Raw genomic sequence first — 20391 nt, 5'->3', positions numbered from 1 at the left:
GGACTGTTCCGCTTCGAAGTCAAACTCGGTGGCGGACGTTCTAAGCGGGTAGCACCTCATGAAAACGAAAAAAACAAGACGTTGCTCCGTCTTGTTCATTCCGGCTAGCTTTTTTGCGCGGTTCGTTATGAACGCCCAGGCTCTCGACGCATATCCTCCAGCAAGGAGATGGCATCGACCAGGTGATTGTCGAAGATCTGCTTGGCCACAGCCAGCAAATCTTTGATGAGCGGATCGCGCAACGAATAGATGACGGAGGTCCCGTCCTTGACGCCTTGGACGACGTTTTTGCTGCGAAGCACGGCCAATTGCTGGGAGACGGCCGAGCCCTCCGACCCGAGCATGCTTTGCAACTCGTTGACGTTTTTTTCGCCCTCGCTGAGCAGCTCCAGGATACGGATTCGCATCGGATGCGCGAGCGCTTTGAAAAAGTCGGCCTTAAATTGTTGGATGCTAGAATTCATGCAAGTTCCCCTAACCTTCTAACTTTTGAACATTTGCATCTATCATAGCATATCCCGGCCTATACACCTATTCTAATCCTTGTACGGATCATATTCATTGGCCCCGGCCATACAGACGCCGATCGGCCTCAGCACATGGAGCACCTCAATCGTCTCGGCATGGGCGTCCAGCACGTCCTGCAGCTGACGATAGACGAACGGACTCTCATCGGTGCCTGCGCCGCGCAGCTCGACGCCAAAGGCCTGCACCGCCGCCTGCATCTGCTCCGGCGTGATCTCGCCGCCCAGACGTTGGCGAGTCTTCCAGTTCATCTTGCCCGCCGCTCGAGTGCGGCTCATGATGCGGCCCGCCCCGTGCACCGTACTGTAGTAGGCGTCGCGGTTCTCCTCGCTGTCCCGGCCGCGTACGATGACCGAGATATCAGCCATGCTGCCGCCGATGAAGCCGAGCTGTCCCGGCGCCGACGGCGTCGCCCCCTTGCGGACGACGACCGTCTCTTGCTCATCGTGCTGTTCTTTCCACGCATAGTTGTGATGGTTATGCACCTCGAAGTCGGCGTCGGTGCCGAGGATCGACAGCACCTGTCGGATCACCTCGTCGCGCCCTGCATACGCGTAACGGCCCGCCAGCTTCATCGCCCGGTAATACAGATCGCCCAGCTCCTCGTCCAGATTCAACAGGACCGGCGCCTGATCCATCTGCTCGCCCGGCGCATTCGCCAGGAACGACCGACCAGCCGCCAGATTGATAAAGCCGCTAGCCGTCTTGTGGCCGAAGCCGCGGCTCCCGAAGTGGTTGGCCACCCACAGTCGGCCGGTGCCTACCTCCTCCAGCAGATCGACATAGTGATTGCCGCTGCCCACAGTCCCCAGTTGGTCTCGCGCCAGCGTCTTGAGCTTGTCGTGCGCTTGCCGGTCTATAGCTCGATAGACGGCCCAGTCCGGATCGTCGAACAGCTCGTGATCGACCGGCTCCGCATTGATCCGCCCGATGCCAAAAGAAATTCGCGCCCCGATCTCATCCATTACAGCCGCCAGCCTCGGCTTGATGTCGGCCGCCATGAGCGGCGTGCGCACCGCCTTGTTGCCGCAAGCGATGTCGTAGCCGACGCCCGAGGGCGAGATCTGCCCACGATAGGCGACGACTCCTCCAATCGGTTGACTGTAGCCTTTATGATGATCGGCCATCAGCAGCGTCTGGACGACATTGCCGTGACTCGCGCAAGTTCTGGCCTGTGCCAGCGCTCCTTCGTCCGGTTGTCCCCAGACGCGTACATTGGCGATTGTTTGGTAAGCCATTTTCATTCCACTCCTTTGATGATACGGCCGATCTCGGCAGCCGATTGCTTTTCTCTATTGTCGCGGATACAAAGCGCGAAGTATAGGGCATAACTATGACGACTGGGAATGCGAGGCAGCTTCAATGCAGTCTTGATTTTCTGAAAGAACGGATTATAATACATACATGGATGTCATTTGTCTATAATGGATGTTACAAGTCCACAAATAAAATAGAAGGAGGCTCACACACGCTGATGCAACTAACCAAATCCGTCGAGCAGGCGATCTGCATCATCATCTTCCTGGCTACCCAGGATAAAAACACCCCGCTCTCCTCCGATGAGATCAGCCGCAAGCTGGAGGTTTCGCCATCCTACATGAAAAAAATCACGCGCAAGCTGGTCGTCAAACGACTGATCGCATCCGTCCCCGGGCAAAGCGGCGGCATCTCGCTGGCTCGACGTCTGGAGGAGATTACGATGCTCGACGTGATCGAAGCGATGGAGGGGCCGATCGCCATCTATCCCGACTCCGGGCTGATCCGCCTGGCGTTGGGAGGAGCAGGCAATGCCGAGGCGGGAGAAGAAATTTTGCGGGATGCCTTCCACCAGGCCGACCGACTGCTGATCGACTACTTCGCGAGCGTGACGGCTGCCGATCTGCTGAGACGCCGATTCGGCGACGAGCAACTGCCTTCGCTCAATTGGAACCAAGCCTGACTACATGAACTACAACAAAGAATGGGGAGAATCCAAATGCCGCTGCGCGCACTGAAGCAAGAATGGAAACAGCTAGTTGCCAATAAAATGCTGTTGCTGACCGTCGTCGTATTGATGTTCATCCCCATTATCTACGCTGGCATCATCACCAGCTCGTATTGGGACCCTTACGGGAGCACCGCGCATCTGCCGGTCGCTGTCGTCAATGAAGACGAGCCTGCCGTATTCGAAGGGCGCGCCCTCCATATCGGAGATGATCTGGTCGAGAACCTGAAAACCAACGACGATCTGGAGTGGCACTTCGTCTCCCGAGAGGAAGCGGACCGACGCTTCGCCGACGGCGATTACTATATGGTAGTGACGATCCCCGCCACCTTCTCGCAGCATGCAGCAACGGTCATGGACGAAACGCCGCAGCGGATGGAGCTGCGCTATGAGGTCAATCCCGGACGCAACTTCTTCAGCGAGACGATCGGCCGCCAAGCAACTACCCACTTGAACCACGAGATCTCCAAAAGCATCACCGAGGAATATACCCGCGCCATCTTCACGCAGATCCAGAAGATCGGCGACGGATTGACTGATGCCTCTACCGGCGCGGACAAACTCCGCGAGGGCGCCGACAAGCTCGTCACGGGCAATCGCGAATTGACCAGCCATCTGGAGGAGCTGGCCAAGCAATCGATCGTCCTGGCCGATGGCACAGCGAGCATGCAGAGCGGCGTCGATGCGCTGAGCGGCGGGGTCCGCGAGCTGTCCAGCGGAGCCGCACAGCTGAATAGCGGCATCGACGCCTACACCGACGGCGTGCAGGCAACCCGGGAAGGGGCTGCGGCGCTCACCGATCCCGATAAAGGAGTGCCCCGCTTGGCCGCAGGTCAGTCCGAGCTGCAAGCCGCGCTGCAGCGGCTCCAGAGCGGCAGCGCCGAGTTGAACCGCGGGCTGCAGCAGGTACAGGGCGGCTTGCCAGCAGCCGACGATCTCGACGCGCTCCAGCAAGGCATGGCCGGCCTCGAGGCTGCCGCCGATCAGCTGAGCGAAGCGATCGCCCAGTCTGATGACGCATCGCCCGAGCTGAAGACGCAGGCGGCCCAACTCGCCCAGACGATGCACGCCATCCAGCCCAAGGCTGTCGAAGCGCTCGGCGGCTATGAAGCGATCGGCTCCGCGCTCGCCGACCAGCTGATCCCCGGCTCCGCTACCCTCAGCGACGGACTGTCCGGCGCGGTCGCCGGCGGCGCGCAGTTGGAGGCCGCCACGCAGCAGCTCAATGCGCAGGCGCCCAAGCTGGGCAAAGCTCTCGATCAGCTGGCCGCCAAGTCGGACCAGCTGAAGCTTGGCTCCAGCCAACTGCTGCAAGGCACGCAGCGTCTGAGCGACAGCCTCCCCGCCCTCGAGTCGGGAGCCGGGCAGTTGGCCGACGGCTCGCGCAAGCTCGGCGATGCCGCCTCGCGACTGGCCGGGGGATCGACCGAGCTGGGCGAGGGACTCGGCGAGCTCGATCAGGGAGCGGGCGAGCTTGCCAGTCGTCTGCAGGAGGGCTCGGACACGGCCCGCCTCACCCATCCGACGGAGGACAACTACGATATGATCGCTACCCCGGTCGAGGTCACCGAAGAGCAACTGAACGATGTTCCTAACTACGGCCACGCACTGGCGCCGAACTTCATGTCGCTGGCGCTGTTTATCGGGGCCTTCAGCTTCAACCTGATCTTCCCGATCCGTAAGCCGGCGCTGCCGCCGACCTCCGGCGTTTCCTGGTGGCTCAGCAAGTTTTCCGTCGGCTTCGTCCAGGCGACCAGCGGCGCGTTGATCCTGTCCGCGATTATGATCTGGGGGATCGGCCTCCATGTCGCCCATCCGGGCTTGTTCGCCGCCATAGCGATCTTGTCTGCCCTCGCCTACATGTTCCTCGTCATGCTGCTGAACATTACGTTGGGCAATCCGGGACGCTTCATCGCGATGCTGCTGCTCGTGCTGCAGCTGGCCGCGAGCGGAGGCACGTTCCCGACCGAGCTGCAGAACGGCTTTTTCCAGGCCATCAATCCGTATCTGCCGATGACCTACGCGATCTATGGCTTCCGGGAAGCGATGACCTCGGCGATGGGCGCCGACGTCCTCCTGACCAGCGTCGGCGTCCTCGTCGGCTGCATCGTCGTATTTAATCTGGCGCTTCTCCTCTACATGCATCTGACGCATCCGCGCGAGGCCCGCCGCTTCGACAAAGCGACAGCGAGCTGAAGCGCGGTCAGGCATCGATTGGACGACGGCGTACACCGCTTGGATGGGCGAACGATCTGGCGATGGCGTCCACCGCCTGAGTCGGGCGTCGATCTGACGACGCCGTACACCGCCTGAACCGGGCGTCGATCCGACGACGCCCCCCCCCAACGGGCCCAAGAGCCTTCACCCCCACCTTTACGGTCGGGTCGTGAAGGCTCTTGCGTGTTTTCCAGGCCAACAGACCGATCTTTGGAACTATTTCGTCTGCGCGTGGCCAAGCTTGAAGCCCTCCCCAGCTGGGACGGATGACCCATTTTGAGCAAATCCTGTTTTGGCGGCGATGCCCTCGTTTATACAACGAGTATTGGACATCTTCCAATCACCCAAAGGAGGCAATCAATTAATGAACAAAAAGACATGGTTTATCGGCGCATCGCTATTCGGCATGCTGGTGACCGGCTCGGTCGGCGTCTACGCCGGCAGCAATCTGCCGCAGATCCAGGCGTACCTCAACAACAAAGTCGGCATCTTCGTCAACAATAGCGAGTTCAAGCCAGTGGACGACAAAGGCAATCGGCATTACCCGATTACATACAACAACTCGACCTACCTGCCAGTTCGCGCCGTGTCGGAGGCGCTGGGCGTACCGATCCAATACGACCAGGCGACGAACCGCATCCTAATCGGCAATAGCACCGGCGCAGGCAACGGCAACGGCGGGTCAACCGGCACCAGCGCCTCCCGTCCGCAGCATCTGCCAAGCGACTTCCCGCTCCCGTCGGATGCTAAGAAGATCGAGCTGATCGAGAGCGCCAGCGGCGGCAAAAAGAGCGTCTACTATACGCTGCAAACGAAGCAAAGCCTGTCGCAGCTCATCCAGACCTACAACACCTACCTCCAACAGCAGCAGTATGGCAATCTCGTCGATAGCTCCTCTGACAATACCATCGACATCGCCGCCGCGAAGAGCCAAATGTCCGTTGTCATCGAGGGCAGCATCGTCAATAGCGAGACCGGCCTGATCGAGTACACGATCATCTGGTCGGCCTCCTAGTGCAGCGAGCGGAAGAGTTATAGGATGGTTTGAATTATAGGTTGATATGGATACAAACGCCCCGTCTCAGGCAACCTGCCTGCAACGGGGCGTTGAGTTTAATTAAAGCATCGCTCGCACTGATAAGTCTCGAGACAACGTTTCATCCCGGCTGACGAAAAGCTGACGGCCTACTCGTAAGCCCGCGCCAGCAGGCGGTCCAGGAACACGGCCGTCTCGGCGCGAGAGGCCTGCGCCTGCGGACGGAGCTGGCCGTTGTCGCCCTCGACCAGTCCGGCTGCGATCAGACCGGCCAGACTGCTCTGGGCATAGCCTGCCACCTGCGCGCCATCGCGGTAAGCCTGGAGCGCCGCCGACGCATCGCCAGATGCATCCAGCGAGAGAAGCTCCAGCTTGGTCATCGCTCTGGCGACGATGGTGAACATCTCCTGACGCGTGATCGTGCTGCGCGGATGGAACTTGCCGTCGCCCTGGCCTTCGACCAGGCCCAGCGACTTGGCGATGCCAAGCGATTCGTAGTAGTACGCATCCGGGCTGACGTCGGCAAAGTTGTCAGAGGCTGCTTCGTTTGCTCCGTTTGCTCCGTTTGCGTCATCCGCACCGCCCAACTGCAGCGCCCGCACCATCAACGTGACGAAGTCCGCGCGCGTGATCGGCGCTGCCGGTCCATACGCTTGCTCGCCGAGCCCTAGGATGATCTGACGCGCCGCCAGCGTCTCGATCGCCGTCTGCGCCCAGCCATGCTTGGCCAGATCGTCGAACCTTGGCGTACCTGCCTGCGCTACGGCATACATGCCGAGCCGATCCAGCGCCCCGCGCATCGTACCGCTGGCCGCATCGTAGCGAGCGTTCGGGACGATCGTCGCCGTGCCGCTCTCGTCGATCGCATACAGGACGAGCGTATGCTCGCTGCCATTATCCGCAGCTATCGGCGCATATGGGATCTCTATCCGCAGCCCGGCAGCGGCGTTAAGCGTCAAGGCAGTGCCGCTCGCATCGGTCAGTCGGACGTCGATGACCGGTCGGCTGCCGACCTGGCCGCTCGCCGTGCCTGCCGCCTCGCTGTCGCGGCGCTCCACGATCAGTTGCACAGTCTCGTCGGCAATAGCGCCTGTCAGCGCATGCGACGGCAAGATCACGGTGCCGTGGCTGGTCGCTACCTCGAGACGGTGCGCCAGTCCGGACTGGCTCAGCGCTCCGACCGGGAGCGAGATGACGATCTGGCTGGCGTCTGCGCCGCCTTTCGCTTCGATGCGGACCTGCTTGGTGCCGTTCGCGTCGGCTACCGCTTGCCGCAGCAGCTCGTTCAGTTGCTCGGCGTCGAGCGCGGCCGCCGCCCTGCCATTTTGCTCATCGACCGTGACCGGCAGCTTGATGACGCCCTTGCCGTCCACCGGCTGCTCCGGCTGTCCTGGCTGTTCCGCACCAGGCTCAGGCTCCGTACCCGGCTCCGGCGTCGTCGGCACCGTAGGGCCTGGCCATACCGGTCCGGGACCAGGTCCAGGTCCTGTCGTGTCTCCCGAACGGACCTCGATCGTCACCGGCTGTGTATACAGATCATACACTGGGCTGCCGACGGTCTGATTGGTATAGCGCAGCATGACATGCGCGGTACCGGCCGACTTGGCCGTCACCTGTCCGTCTGCGACCTCGATATGCTCGCCGCCGCTGAGGACGACGATCTCGGCGTCCAGATCGGACAGCGTTTTAGTGTACGTCCGGACATCGACCTTCAGCTCAGCCTTCTCGCCAATCGCCAGATTATAAGCCGATTTTTTCGCGCTCGCCCGGTTAGGCCAGTCCGTGGCCCAGTTACTATAGTCTGTCGTCAGCCCGTACGTCCCCATTACGAAGGCTGCTGTGAAGTCGTTCAGATTGCGATATGTCCATGGCCAGGTCGTGATGCCCCGATGCTTGGACGCCTCCAGGAACGCCTTGCCGAAGCCGCCGTAGCCGCTGTTGAAGGTCGAATTGAGCGGCTGTACCACATTCAGGACACGATGGATCGAGCCGTTGACATCAGTGTCGTTGGCATAGCCACCGGTCAGGAAGCCTTGCGACATCCCCGGCAGCTTCTCGTTCAGCAGCCGGATCTGGTCGGCGCTGAACGAGATGACGACGACCTGGTCCTCGACGTCGTACTTTTGGATCAGCTCGACCAGCGGGTCGATGATGGCCGGGTTGTACGTCTTGACCTCGACGAAGTGGATCAAGTCCGTATCCTTGAACTTCTTGAAAAACTGCTCCAGCGACGGAATCCGCGCATTGGGATACTGGTTCGGGAACTGCTTGTTGGCCAAAATCTGCTGCAGCTCGGCCAGCGTATAATTGCCCTCGACTGCGCCCGTCGCTGCGGTCGTGCGGTCGAGCGTGCCGTCATGCATAATGACGATCTGGTTGTCCTTGGTCAGATAGATGTCATTCTCGACGATATCTGCGCCCAGCTCGTAGGCGAGCACCGCGCCCTCCAGCGTATTCTCCGGCGCGAGACCCGGGATGCCGCGATGACCGATCATCCACGGCTTGCGGATCAGCGTCGTGTTGCCGTCGTACATCGCCAGCGCGTCGATCAGCGTCCCCGGCGAGGCCGTGACGATGCCGTTGACCCCGGCAGTAATCAGCTTGTGCTGCGCCACCGTCGACGGCGCGTTGCCCGATGCTTGCTGCTTGGCCCATACCGTCACGAGACGTCCCTGCAAATATTCGACGTTGTCCGGCGTAGCCGAGCGCTCCGGCAGCAGAGCGATCTTCGAAAGATTCGAATTGACCGTGCGGCGGATGTCCATCAGCTGCGCAGGCGTCAGCTCCGCTCCAGCGCTCGGGAAGTCGACGATGCCGCGGATGAGCGGATACTCCGTGCGAGCCTGCTTCACCAACTCCGGCTGATCGGAGACGATGAACGCGTCGCCGATGCCCTCCGACTTCAGATACTCGACCAGCTTGGTCACCGTCTGCGCGTCATGCACGTACAGCGCCGGCATGACCCGATCACCTAGCAGCTTCAACGCATCCTCCAGCGATTGCAGCGTCTGTCCCGAGCGTCCCGACGTAATCTGCAGAGCGCTGTTCACATGGAGCATGGCTGTCGCAGGCGGCTGGTCCGCGTCCAGCTCCAGCTTCGCGCCCTGCCCCTCGATGGCCGCTACGACTGTAGGGGCAAGCGAGATCTGCGTCTGCGGCTCTACGACCGTTACAATTCTCTCCTCCGGCGTGCTAGCCAGCTCCTCTACCTGCAGCGATACCTTGATCCGCTCCACCTTCATCACGCTGCCGTTGGCTTGCAGACCAACCGCGCCCCGGCTGTAGTTTTTGGCAGCCGCCGTATGGGTGACCAGATCGCCATTGATCAGCTGCTGGACACGGTTGCCCTTCACTCGCACCGTGTAATCGTACATCTGATCCGCTGCGATCGCCGACGTATACGACTGGGCGGCGATGACGTTCCAAGCGTTCTGAGCCGTCCGCTCGGCGAACTCGACGCCATTGGCCGCCGTCGCTCCTTGGCGCACAGCCATCTGGTAATACGGATAGTTTGCATTTTGCACCCGGTACATGATCGAGTGCCAGCGCGCCGCATCATTAACCCGCAGATGCGTCGCCGTCGCGTCGATCCGATAATCGCCGAACCGGTCCAACACCTCCGGCAGCAGCACCCGCACCGGGCTGGAGGCGGCATCGAGCTCCAGCGCGCCGTTCTTCACGCCCACCGCAGCATTGCCCGACCGCTCGACAACCCGCCAGCCCTCGGGCAGCGCGCCGTCCGCAATACCGGAGAAGTCTTGCTCGTACAGCACATAGTCCTGCTCGGACGCCTGCTTGGCAGCGATCAGGAAGTCAATCGAGGCCGCGCCGCTCTGTCCCTGGAGCCGGATCAGTCCGCTGCGCTTGGCGATCAGCTTGCCATCCACTACCGCAGCATCGGTCTCCGCCACTTGCCAGGTCAGCTCATCGCCGCTCACGACGCCTTCCGAATAGTCGCTATAGACGGCGTCGAACGTCAGCTCGCTGAGCGCCAGCGGCTCATCCACAGTCGCCAGCGCATAGCCGTTGTCATGGCTGAGCGAGGTGATCGTTTTGCCGGTCTGGGATGCCGTTACCGCGATCTGACGCGTGACCGATACATTGCCGTACGTCCCGGTCACCTCCGCCGTCCCTTCCTGCAGCGGCACCAGCTCGTTGTTGACGATCCGGATTACCTGCTCATCCGACGTCGACCACTTGATGCGTCCGGCGCTCACCGGCTCTGCGATGCCGTCGGAGAATGTCACTTGGGCCGTATCCGTGGGGATCGGACCGCTCAGCCCCTCCACGGTCTCCGGCAGCGTCACGTCCAGCGAGACGGCATCGATCCGGGTAACCTTCATCCGGTCGACCGACATCTTGCCCTGGTCGATCTGGAAGCCGACCTTGCCGCGCTCCAGCAGATAGCTATCCATCGTGCGCTCGATCAGCAGCTCGTACGTATCGTTGTCCGCTTCCTTGATGTACTCCTTCACCGTGTTGCCGACGACCCGTACCTTAAGCGAATAGTCCTTGTTCAGCTCCAGCGGCTTCCACGTCCCGTTGGCGGCCACGTTCCATCCGTTCTGCTCATTGCGGTACGCGATCTCGTAAGCGCCCGACTGGCGGACCGCCATCTGGTTGTACGGATGCAGCCCTGCCGATGGCGCACGGAAGATGAGCGACATCCAGCGCGCGCTATTCAGCACCGACTGGAATTGCACATCCGCCTCGAAGGCGTAGTCGTCCCATTGCACCGGCGCGTAGATTCGCGACTGCTGGCCCGAGCCGTGAGCGTCGCCGACCAGACGTCCGCCCTCGACCTGGAACGGCTTGCCGCCGCCGCTCACATTGGAGATCCAGCCGAATGGCGTCTCGCCGTCGGCGTAGCCGTCGAAGTCTTCCTCCAGCAGCACCTCTGGGACCGAGCCCGTCAGCGGCGCGGTCTCGTCCAGCGTGATGACGCCGTAGCCGCTCGTGTCGTTCCAGAAGGACTGACTGTTGTAGGCGCTCCACACCTTGGTCGGCGTCTCCAGCCCGCCGTCCTCCTTCTCGTAGCGGCTGCCCACCGTCGCTTCCATTCCGAGCTGCGTGCCCTGGGCGGGATCGACGCCGAGGAAGTCCCACGGGATGGCGACCTCCAGATTCCAGCCCGTATCCGTCGTACGGATCGCCCGCAGGATTTTTTTCTCATCTCGCCCCGTATGGGTCGTAGCCGAGCCGAAGCTGAAGTACGGGGTTGTCGTACCCGGCTTGTAGACCAACCCGATCTGGACATCCTTGCCCTGGAACGGCGTCGATTGATGCAGTATCGGATCGATGAATAACGTCACATTGGGATGATCCCACCAATAATCGCCCGGTTGGCCTGTCGGGTTCTGATCAATGCCGGGGCTTGTCGCCAGATACGGGTCCGTGCTCTGCACTCCTATGTAGAGATACTTGCTGTCCCACATCATGCCCATCTTCGCTTGCAGCGCGTCCGCGCCTGCTCCGCTCAGTTGCTTGCCGATCTCTTCGTCCAGCAGCCACATCGACTCGTCCAGCGCGCCGTCGATGATCGGCGCCGTCGCCGTCCGGGAGATCGTCGCTTCGGCTCGTTCTTCTGCCGCCGAGACGGCGGGGGTCAGCTCGGGCAGCAGACCGGTCATCATCGTGCCAGCGATTAGCAGCGGCAGCAGTTTTTTCGCAAGTTTCATGTTGTTTTCTCCACTCCCCAGTTCGATTGATTGGTCCATCGCTCGGCTATGCCGCTATCGGATATGCGCCTTCCAGCGCGTCGCGCACATCTCCAGCACAACCGCAAAGATCAGGATAAAATACGTAATCGTGCCCACTTCTCGCAAATCCAGATAAAAGTTGCCCGCCATATACATATCGAAGCCAATACCGCCCGCGCCAGCCGCCGCGCCCATCGCCAGCGCCGCCGCAAAATTGATCTCGAATCGAATAAACGTCCACGAGATCAGGTAAGCCATCGACGATGGCAGCACGGCCTGGAAGACGATCTGCCACCAGCTCGCGCCGCTCCCTTTGAGCGCCTCGATGACGCCCTCATCCATCTCCTCGAACGACTCGGAGTAGGCCTTGATGAGATAACCGACCGAATGAAACGTCATGCCGATGACGGCGGCGACGCTGCCGAGCCCGGCCGACACGGCAAAGATGAGCACCCACAGCACTGTCGGCACCGCGCGGATAAACGCGACGGCCGACTTGATCCAGTAAGAGACTGTGCCATTGGTCAGATTGCGGGCCGCCAGCAGACCGAACAACAAAGCGATCGCCGCTCCGATCAGTGTCGTCAGCAAGGCCAGACCGATCGTCACCAGCACCGCCTGGAGCGCGTCGTCCCAGGTGAAATGCCTGAAATGCGGCTCCGTCAACATCAGCTTGAAGTTGAGCAGCATCTGGCGCAAGGCTTCGCCGAGCGCCACCTCGCCGGTATCGAGCGTATACAGTCCATAGACGGTGATCGCCCCGAGCAGCAGCAGGGTCAACTGGATGACGAACGTCGATCGGCGGAACGGCTTGAGCGGCACCGGACTCCTCCCTGCCGTCTGAACGCTTGCCTCGTGTGTCGCATGTAGCTTCTTCATAGATTCCTACCCTCGCAAGATCATTCTGCGGATCAGATTGGAGAGCGTCTCGATCGCCAGGATCGTCGCGACGATGACGATGACGACGAGGCTCGCCGCGTGATAATTCATGCCTTTGTAATACAGGTCAAACGAAAATCCGATCCCCGTCCCCGTCAAAATGCCGATCAGCGTAGCGCTGCGAATGTTCGTCTCGATCATAAACAGCATCCAGCTCACAAACTGCGGCGCGCAGGAGGGGACGACGCAACGGCAAACGGTGGCCACATACCCCGCTCCGGTCGCCCGCAAGGCCTCGACGCCGCTCGCCCCCATCTCGTCGATCGTCTCCATGAACACCCGGGTCAGGAAGCCAAAGCTGGCGAAGAACAAGGCAAAGTACCCGGTCAGCGCGCTCTGGCCAAAGGAGAACAGGAGAATAATCGCCCAGGCCGCAATGTCAATGTTGCGAAACAAGGAGGCAACGCCGCGGCTGACGAGCGCGAACAACCGGTTCAGCCGCATCGTCGCGGAGCCTGCAACGGCGAAGACGAGCGCGAATACAGCGGCAACCGTCGTCGAGGCCACTGCAATCGTCAGCGTCTCCAGCAGCTGGCTCGTTATATTGGGCAGCCTCTCGAGCGATTTGGCGTCGGGGTAGAAGTTCTGGACGCCCCATGTCAGCGCCTGGGGAAAGGCCGCCAGCCCCTTGGCAAAATCGAAGCTTGTGAGCGCCGTCGCCCCCCACGTCAGTACGAGGACGACAGCGACGAACAATAACGTTCGCAGCCGCTTGCGCACAAAGAAATCAACCTGCATGTTGCCCTCCGATATCGATGATCAGCTCGCCTGCCTCCGAGCCGTAGATATGATGAATCCGCTCGTCAGTCAGCAGCTGGGGATCGCCGTTATAGACGATCCTCCCCTGATTGACACCGATGATCCGATCAGAGTAACGCATCGCGACATCGACCTGATGCAGATTGACCAGCACCGTGATGCCCATTCTCGCAGACACCTGCCGCAGTTGATCCATGATCACCTTGGCCGAGCTTGGATCGAGCGAGGCGATCGGCTCGTCGCACAGCAACAGCTTGGGCTCCTGGATGAGCGCCCGAGCGATCCCGACGCGCTGCTTTTGGCCGCCGCTCAGCTGGTCGCAACGCTTGTGCACATGCTCCTCCAGACCAAGCGAACAGAGCAGCTCGTAGGCACGCGCCTTCTCCTCCCGGGAGTAGAGGCCAAGCGCCCCTGCCAGCGTCGACTTGTAGCCGAGGCGGCCATGCAGCACGTTTTCGATCGCGCTCAGCCGATGGACGAGATTGTAGTGCTGGAAGATCATCCCGATTTTCGTCCGCAGCTTGCGCAGCTTCCGCTTCGACAGCCCATTCACCTCAGTCTCGTCGAAGCGGATGGTGCCGACGTCGGCGTCGATCATCCGGTTGATGCAGCGCAGCAGCGTCGACTTGCCTGCGCCGGAGGGGCCGATGATCGAGACGAATTCCCCTTGCTTGGCCGAGAATCCGATGTCCGAGAGCGCCTGCTTCCCTTTGCCGTAGCTTTTGGAGAGCCCTGCGATGTCCAGCAACGTTGGTTTGATGTCCATTGTCCTCATGCCGTTACTTGGACAGCTCCCGCACCGGATTGAACCACTCGTCCGTCACTTTGACGAAGCGCTCGTTTTCGGTTTTGGAGAAGATGCCCTTGACTTCCGCATCCTTCGGCACGAAGATCTGCTGGTTGTCCGCTGCCGCGTCGCCGGTCAGCGCCTCGACGATTTTGGCGATATCCGCTTCGCTCACCTTGTCCTTGTTGACGACGATCGGTGAGTTCAGCACCGGCGTCACGGAGATGACGACGAACTCCTTGCCCTTGACCGTATTGAATGGCTCCTCGGCATTGTCCAGCACGCGATAAGTCGAGCCTGGACGATTGTCCTCGCCGTCTGCGAGCTCGATGTAGTTCCCGATGCAGTAATCGCACACCGCCGCTACATCCGCCTTGCCGGATAGCAGATTGACCGCAGAGCCCTGATGCGAGCCGCCGAACAATACATTGCTGAAAAACGCCTTGTCGCCGCCCTCCAGCAGGTCCTCGGCTGTCAGATCCTTGTACGCGTCTTGCTTGCTGAAGTAAGAGACGATGTTGGCCGACGGCACCTTGAAGCCCGAGGTTGAGCTGTTGGAGACAAACGAGAACCGCTTGCCGGCGATATTGTCGATGGCGAAGCCGTCGCCGCTGCGATAAGCGTCTTCCTCGCCCTTGTTTACGGTAAGCCAGCTATAGTAAACCGCATCGTCCAACGTGCCCGAAGCGCCGCTGTTGACGACGATCGGCTGGACGTTCGGATTTTTGGTATTCGCGTCGATATACGCCTGCGCGCCTAGGAAGGCGACGTCGGCGGCGCCGCTGACGATCGATTCGATAGCGATAATATAGTCGGTGGTCGTCACATGATCGATCTCGCGGTCGAGCGCATCTGAGATGACGCCGCCGATCGCTTCGCGAGCCAGCTTGACGTTTTCGCCCGATTCATTGGGCAGCCAGGCCATGACGAGCTTTTCCTTGCTCTCGGGCTTCGTCTCTGCTGCGACGACGCTGCCGCCGGACTCCGGCGCAGGCGTATTGGCGCCTGTTGTCGGGTTGTTCGCATTTCCCCCGGAGCCGCAAGCGGCGAGCAGCATAGCGAGCGAAGCGGCGACGACAGACGTTTTCATCAAGCGAATCGGTTTCATTGGTTTTGTTTCTCTCCCTTGATTTGGTTTTGTACGCGCAGCGAGTCGCATCAGACATGACAAAGAAGACGATGCGAACGCGAAGCGGAAGATGCTCGGGCACCGCTGTGCCGACATAAGCATCTGTTCTGCTTCAGGTTTTCTCATCGTCTCCACCTGGGTTATGCGGTTGTGATTGGTCGCTAGGCGAGTCACCATAGCTTCGTATTGCCCATCGATACGTAGTCGGCCCCGCTCTCAAGCGCGATCTCGATCTCGCGTCGGTGGCGGATCAGACCGCCAGCGATCAGTGGCAGGCTGAGCTGCGCCTTCACCTCCTCGATGACGCGCGGCATCAGTCCAGGCATCAGCTCGATCTCGTCGGGCTTGCTCGTCTTGATCATCCGGATCGCCGTATCCACAGCCGTCGAGTCGACGGCGAATACCCGCTGGATCGTAGGCAGTCCGATCTGCCTCGCATGGCTGACGATCGTGCTTTTGGTCGTGATGATGCCATCCGGCTTGAACGTCGACGCCAGATACTGGATCGAGGCGGCGTCGCGGCCGATGCCCTGGATCATCTCCACGTGGAGATAGATGCGTTTGCCGGCCTGACGTACCCGTTCCATGACCGAGTGCAGCGTATTGATGCTGCCGGCCACGAGATTGATCCGTCCGACCTTGCTTTTCAGGGCGATATCGAGGTGCTTCTCCTGCGTGATAGAAGCGATGATGCGGTCCGCATGCTTCATAAGGCTACCTCGCGTCTATTCGTTTTGGACATGTCTACTGTACCAATCGTTTGTCAACGCACCGTCAAGGGGATATGAATAATTTGCAAAGAAAGGGAGGGTTGGTCGTTTGTGATACCCTCCGAGGGAAATAAAGTCCATCCAATCTGAAGTTATTGCACGTTAGGATTGTATCGAGAAGATGTTAGACGCTACATTTTTCAAGCCTGCCGCAACCGGGAATTGCACGTCTAAACGGCCTGTGATATGCTTATACTAAATAAAAGAACCGCAGATGTTGGAGCATCCACGGTTCGGGTACACAGCCGCTTTAAAGGCGGTCGGCTTTCGGAGTTGAGTCATTTAGTGATAGACCGTTATCCTTGGTCGGGGCGGTCTATTTCTTTTTGGTCATCGCGTCGACAATATTAACGACTAGCCCGATGAGTGAAATAATTAACACACCGAACGCAATCATCAATGTTATCGCATCGGGCTTTTCTGTTATTGTTACAGGAACGTGGCTATTGGTCCGTTGCACGTCTAATTCACGTGTGATATGCTTACAATAGAAAAAGGAGAGTGCGGCCAACACTCTCCCTGCATGGCAGTTGGGCGGTTCATTCCTCCAATCTTGCTGGCATGAAGAGAATGACCCCGCTGGCTCTCAACCTGGGCGGGGTCATTTCTTATTCTTAAACGCGAGTATTGTCACAACCAAAATTGCGAACAAAAGCACGTCTTGGAAAGAGAAATGCATAGGCTTCCCCCCCTTTCAGGAGGAAGCCGCCGCCCAAATTGTTCCACGCCTCCATATTATACCACAACGCCCCCGATCCAGGGGCATCCCAATATTGCACGTCTAAACCACCTGTGATATGCTTACAATAGAAAAAGGGAGCTGCGTCAACAGCCCCCCCGGGTACACAGCCGCTTTAAAGGCGGTCGGCTTCGGAAAGAGTCACTTAGAGTAGACCGTTATCCTTGTCCAGGGCGGTCTATTTCTTTTTGGTCATCGCGTCGACAATATTAACGACTAGCCCGATGAGTGAAATAATCAACACACCGAACGCAATCATCAATGTTATCGCGTCTCTAACCTCCATGGCCTCACCTCCCTTCCGGGAGATTAGCCGACCGCCCTTATTAGCCGTTCTATGTACTTGTCCCATATTATACCACAGCGCCCCCGATCCGGGGGCTTTTCTGATGCTTCTCTCTGCTGTTCCCAAACAAGCAAGAGCCGCCCGCAGGTCAGCTTTCACTGACTTTCCGGACGGCCCCATTTACTCCACTCTAACTTATTGCCTTAGCTGTTCGTCGCTTTCCACTCGTCGAACTGGCGCTGCGCTTCCTCGATCACTCTGTCGATGCCCGCAGACTTGAACTTGTCGATCGCCTTCGGCAGGAATTCGGCCGGATCGACGGAGCCTGTGTAGAGCGCAGGGTTGAACTCCTTGGCCACGTTCGTAATCGACGCAACTTCGGTCTTCACGGCGCTGGTGTCGAAGTTGAAGCCAAAGCTTGGCGCGACGATCGCCGATTGGTTAAACGCCTGGAATGCCTCCCATTTGTCCTCGGGGTCTCCCTCATGCAGGTACGTCAGGAACATGTTGCCGAGCGCGAAGCCAGGCATCGCATACGATTCGTTCATCGCTGGCAGATCCTCAATGTAGTTGCCTTCGAGCTTCTTGTAATGCACACCCTCGATGCCATAGTTGATCAGGTTGCGCAGGTACGAATCGGTGTTGAGCAGGTTCAAGAACATCATTGCGCGCTCCGGGTTCGCCGAGTTGTTGGAGATGGCGAACATCGAGCCTGCGGCCGACGAGGTGTAGATAACCGGTTGGTGGATCGGCGCCGAGACGATCTCGTAGCCCGCGCTGCGCGACCAGCCGTTGTCGGCGTATGGCTGACTCAGCTCTTTGTCGACCAGCCATTTGCCAGTTTTGATGTTATCGATGCCGTCCAGCGTAGCTACATCCGTACGCAGATAACCAGCCTGGAAGTAGCGGCGCATTGTATCCAGCGTGTCCTTCAGCTCTTCCGTTTCCAACAGATTGATGAATTTGAACTCATTGCCTTCCAGACGCATGCCGATCGGAATCTCGTCGCCGAGCAGGAAGTCGAACGGCAGGTACGGCTTGAACCCTTTTGGCACAGCCAGCGGCGTAATATCCGATGGCTCGTTATCCTTGATCGTTTTCAGCAGCGGCTCGAGGTCCTCAAGCGAGCTTACGTTTGTGATATCGAGATTGTATTTGTCCAGGTATTGCTTGTTGAAGCGCCATACCGCTTGCTGCGCCAGCTCTTTGTTGTTCGGTACGGCGTAGTTGACGCCATTGACCTTGGTGCCTTCGAGGAAGCGCGGATCGAGCACCTCTTTGATGCCTTGGCCATACGTATCGAGCAGCTCGTTGAGCGGCATGAATGCGCCTTTGGAGGCATTCGGCAAGTAGTTGAACGCCCACGAGCTCGTAAAGGCGATGTCATAGTCTTCGCCGGATGTCATGATGATCGACATACGCTGGCTATAATCGCCCCAATCGATCATCTCGATGTCGACCGTGGCATTAATTTTTTCTGTCGTGTACTTGTTGATCTCTTCCTGCACGGTCTTCAGATCCTTGGCCGGGCTGCCGATCAGATAGAGCTTCAGCTGCACGGCATCCAGCTTGGTCGCGTCGACGGTGCCGTCGCTGCCGATCGCTTCGGCTTCCTTGCCGCCGCCGGCGCTGCTGTTGTTATTGTTGTTGCCTTTGCCGCCGCAGGCGGTGATGACCAAGGCTACCGCGAGCAGCAGCGTCATCATCTTCAGTACGTGTTTGGACATGTGTATTCCCCCTAGACTTATACTAACCCATAATCGGGATGAAACCTATTCACATACGGTCCAGTCATTGTCTTGCAAGGCAGCCACTAGTTCAAGTCATCAACTCAGCCCTTCACCGAGCCGACAGTCAGACCTTGGACAAAGTAACGTTGGAAGAACGGATACGCCAGCGCGATCGGCAGCGTCGCCAGAACGACCATCGCCATCCGCACCGTCTCGGTCGGTAGCGTCGCCGCGCCGTCGAACGAGCCCATGTACTGGCTGTTCTGGACGAGGAACTCCATGCTCCGCTCGATCTTCATGAGCAGATATTGGAGCGGCGGCACCAGACCGTTTTTGTTGTAGTAGAGCAGTGCGTTGAACCAGTCATTCCAGTAGCCCAGAGAGCTGAACAGTCCGATCGTGGCGATGCCCGGCAGCGAGATCGGCAGCACGATCGTCGCGAACGTGCGCATCTCTCCGGCGCCGTCGATCTTGGCGGATTCGATGATGGCGTCCGGTATCGTCGTCTGGAAAAACGTCCGCATGACGATGATGAAGAAGGCATTCATCGACAGCGGCAGGATCAGCGCCCAGATCGTATTCTGCAGATGCAGAAGCTGGGTGACGACGATATAGCCGGGCACCAGACCGCCCGAGAACAGCATCGTGAAAAACGCCAGAAACGTAAAGCCGGTGCGGAACTCGAAGCTCCGTCTGGAGATCGCGTAGGCGTAGGTCGACACTAGGAACAAGCTGATCAGCGTCCCGACGACGGTGACAAGCAGCGTCAGGCCAAACGACTCGACGAGCTGCGTCGTCGACGTGAAGATGTAGCTGTACGCCTCGAAGCTGAACTGACTTGGGATGATCCGGTACCCCTCCCGCACGAGCGTCTGTTCATCGGCGAGCGAGTTCATGATGACGAACAGGAACGGGAACACGCACGAGAAAGCGAACAGACCGATCAGGAGATTAAAGACGATGTTCCAGAAGGTCGAGATGCCGTGGATGTTTTTGCGGTTTTTCATGTGGCGTATCGCCTTCCTTTCCTAGAACAAAGCATGGTCTTTTTCGATTTTACGTACCGCATAGTTAGCCAGCAGGATCAGGATGAGGCCAACGACCGACTGGTAGAGACCCGCCGCGGTGCTCATGCCGGTATCGCCCATATTGATCAGACTGCGGTAGACGAACGTATCGATGACGTTGGTCACCGGGTACAGCGCTCCGGAGTCTTTGGGCAACTGGTAAAAGAGGCCGAAGTCGGAGCGGAACATGCCGCCGATCGCGAGGATCGTCAGGATGATCATAAGCGGCCTCAGATGCGGCAGCGTGATGTAGCGCGTCTGTTGCCATTTGCTCGCCCCGTCCAGCATACCTGCCTCGTAGTACGACTTGTCGATGCCGGTAATCGCCGCCAGATACATAACGCTGCTGTAGCCGATCGACTTCCAGATGCCGACGAAGACGATGATGAAAGGCCAATACTTCGGCTCCGAGTAGAAGTTGACCGGATCGCCGCCAAGCGCGGTGACGATCTGATTGACCATCCCCTTGTCCGTGCTCAGGAAGGTGAAGGCAAAGTAGCTGATGACGACCCAGGAGAGGAAGTACGGCAGGAACATCCCTGTCTGGTACAGCTTGGCGAGCCGTTTGTTCAGCAGCTCATGGATGAGGATGGCGAAGGTCACGGCGATGACGAGACCAAGCGCGATGCTGACCAGATTGTAAAGAATCGTATTGCGGGTAATGATGTACGCGTCGTTGGTCGAGAACAAAAACTCGAAGTTTTTGAAGCCGACCCAGTCGCTG

16 protein-coding genes are annotated in these 20391 nt (G+C 59.2%); 3 read left to right on the top strand and 13 right to left on the bottom strand.

What is annotated here, in order from left to right; all coding sequences use genetic code 11:
* Positions 1-125: 125 nt before the first annotated feature.
* Together PA598K_RS29780 and PA598K_RS29775 are read right to left on the bottom strand one after the other, a co-directional pair.
* Positions 126-464, bottom strand: a complete 339-nt coding sequence (locus PA598K_RS29780; RefSeq protein WP_128660426.1) for an ArsR/SmtB family transcription factor — start codon at positions 462-464, stop codon at positions 126-128.
* A 72-nt stretch (positions 465-536) separates the two neighbouring features.
* On the bottom strand, positions 537-1763 hold the full coding sequence (locus tag PA598K_RS29775; RefSeq protein WP_128660425.1) for an RtcB family protein: 1227 nt from the start codon (positions 1761-1763) through the stop codon (positions 537-539).
* A gap of 236 nt (positions 1764-1999) precedes the next feature.
* Here PA598K_RS29775 and PA598K_RS29770 point away from each other — a divergent pair, with 236 nt between their 5' ends.
* The 3 genes from PA598K_RS29770 (at position 2000) to PA598K_RS29760 (ending at position 5741) form a co-directional block, all read left to right on the top strand.
* Complete coding sequence (locus tag PA598K_RS29770; RefSeq protein WP_128660424.1) at positions 2000-2464, top strand: RrF2 family transcriptional regulator; 465 nt, start codon at positions 2000-2002, stop codon at positions 2462-2464.
* Between the two features lie 36 nt (positions 2465-2500).
* Positions 2501-4705, top strand: coding sequence for a YhgE/Pip domain-containing protein (locus tag PA598K_RS29765; protein ID WP_185602307.1), 2205 nt, complete (start codon positions 2501-2503; stop codon positions 4703-4705).
* 385 nt (positions 4706-5090) lie between these two features.
* Entirely contained in the window at positions 5091-5741 is a 651-nt protein-coding gene (locus tag PA598K_RS29760; RefSeq protein ID WP_185602306.1) for a stalk domain-containing protein, read from the top strand.
* A 170-nt stretch (positions 5742-5911) separates the two neighbouring features.
* Here PA598K_RS29760 and PA598K_RS29755 read toward each other — a convergent pair whose 3' ends face one another.
* The 11 genes from PA598K_RS29755 to PA598K_RS29705 all read right to left on the bottom strand — a co-directional run.
* Positions 5912-11440 carry a glycerophosphodiester phosphodiesterase family protein gene (locus PA598K_RS29755; RefSeq protein ID WP_185602305.1) on the bottom strand — a complete coding sequence of 1843 codons (5529 nt, stop codon included), beginning with the start codon at positions 11438-11440 and terminating at the stop codon, positions 5912-5914.
* A 54-nt stretch (positions 11441-11494) separates the two neighbouring features.
* Positions 11495-12340 carry a PhnE/PtxC family ABC transporter permease gene (locus PA598K_RS29750; protein WP_128660420.1) on the bottom strand — a complete coding sequence of 282 codons (846 nt, stop codon included), beginning with the start codon at positions 12338-12340 and terminating at the stop codon, positions 11495-11497.
* A gap of 6 nt (positions 12341-12346) precedes the next feature.
* Positions 12347-13138: a PhnE/PtxC family ABC transporter permease gene (locus PA598K_RS29745; protein ID WP_128660419.1), complete on the bottom strand. Its 792-nt coding sequence runs from the start codon at positions 13136-13138 to the stop codon at positions 12347-12349.
* The gene (gene phnC / locus PA598K_RS29740; RefSeq protein ID WP_128660418.1) at positions 13128-13925 is read right to left on the bottom strand and encodes a phosphonate ABC transporter ATP-binding protein; all 798 of its coding nucleotides are present in this window, start codon (positions 13923-13925) and stop codon (positions 13128-13130) included. Before phnC ends, PA598K_RS29745 begins: the two co-directional genes overlap by 11 nt.
* Before the next feature lie 13 nt (positions 13926-13938).
* A complete protein-coding gene (locus tag PA598K_RS29735) occupies positions 13939-15054 on the bottom strand; it encodes a PhnD/SsuA/transferrin family substrate-binding protein (RefSeq protein ID WP_128660417.1) in 1116 nt (371 codons plus the stop codon).
* Positions 15055-15245: 191 nt separating this feature from the next.
* A complete protein-coding gene (locus tag PA598K_RS29730) occupies positions 15246-15785 on the bottom strand; it encodes a glycerol-3-phosphate responsive antiterminator (RefSeq protein ID WP_128660416.1) in 540 nt (179 codons plus the stop codon).
* A 376-nt stretch (positions 15786-16161) separates the two neighbouring features.
* On the bottom strand, positions 16162-16305 hold the full coding sequence (locus PA598K_RS37465) for a putative holin-like toxin (protein ID WP_128660415.1): 144 nt from the start codon (positions 16303-16305) through the stop codon (positions 16162-16164).
* Positions 16306-16762: 457 nt separating this feature from the next.
* Positions 16763-16870 carry a putative holin-like toxin gene (locus PA598K_RS37460; RefSeq protein WP_221414190.1) on the bottom strand — a complete coding sequence of 36 codons (108 nt, stop codon included), beginning with the start codon at positions 16868-16870 and terminating at the stop codon, positions 16763-16765.
* 203 nt (positions 16871-17073) lie between these two features.
* Positions 17074-18597: an ABC transporter substrate-binding protein gene (locus PA598K_RS29715; protein ID WP_128660414.1), complete on the bottom strand. Its 1524-nt coding sequence runs from the start codon at positions 18595-18597 to the stop codon at positions 17074-17076.
* Between the two features lie 104 nt (positions 18598-18701).
* Entirely contained in the window at positions 18702-19607 is a 906-nt protein-coding gene (locus tag PA598K_RS29710) for a carbohydrate ABC transporter permease (RefSeq protein WP_128660413.1), read from the bottom strand.
* Between the two features lie 21 nt (positions 19608-19628).
* Positions 19629-20391 (bottom strand): ABC transporter permease (locus PA598K_RS29705; RefSeq protein WP_260405677.1); only part of this gene is annotated, 763 nt, incomplete at its 5' end.

The sequence above is a fragment of the Paenibacillus sp. 598K genome, assembly GCF_003851045.1.
GTDB lineage: Bacteria > Bacillota > Bacilli > Paenibacillales > Paenibacillaceae > Paenibacillus_D.
This window is presented reverse-complemented; position numbering and strand designations above follow the sequence as displayed.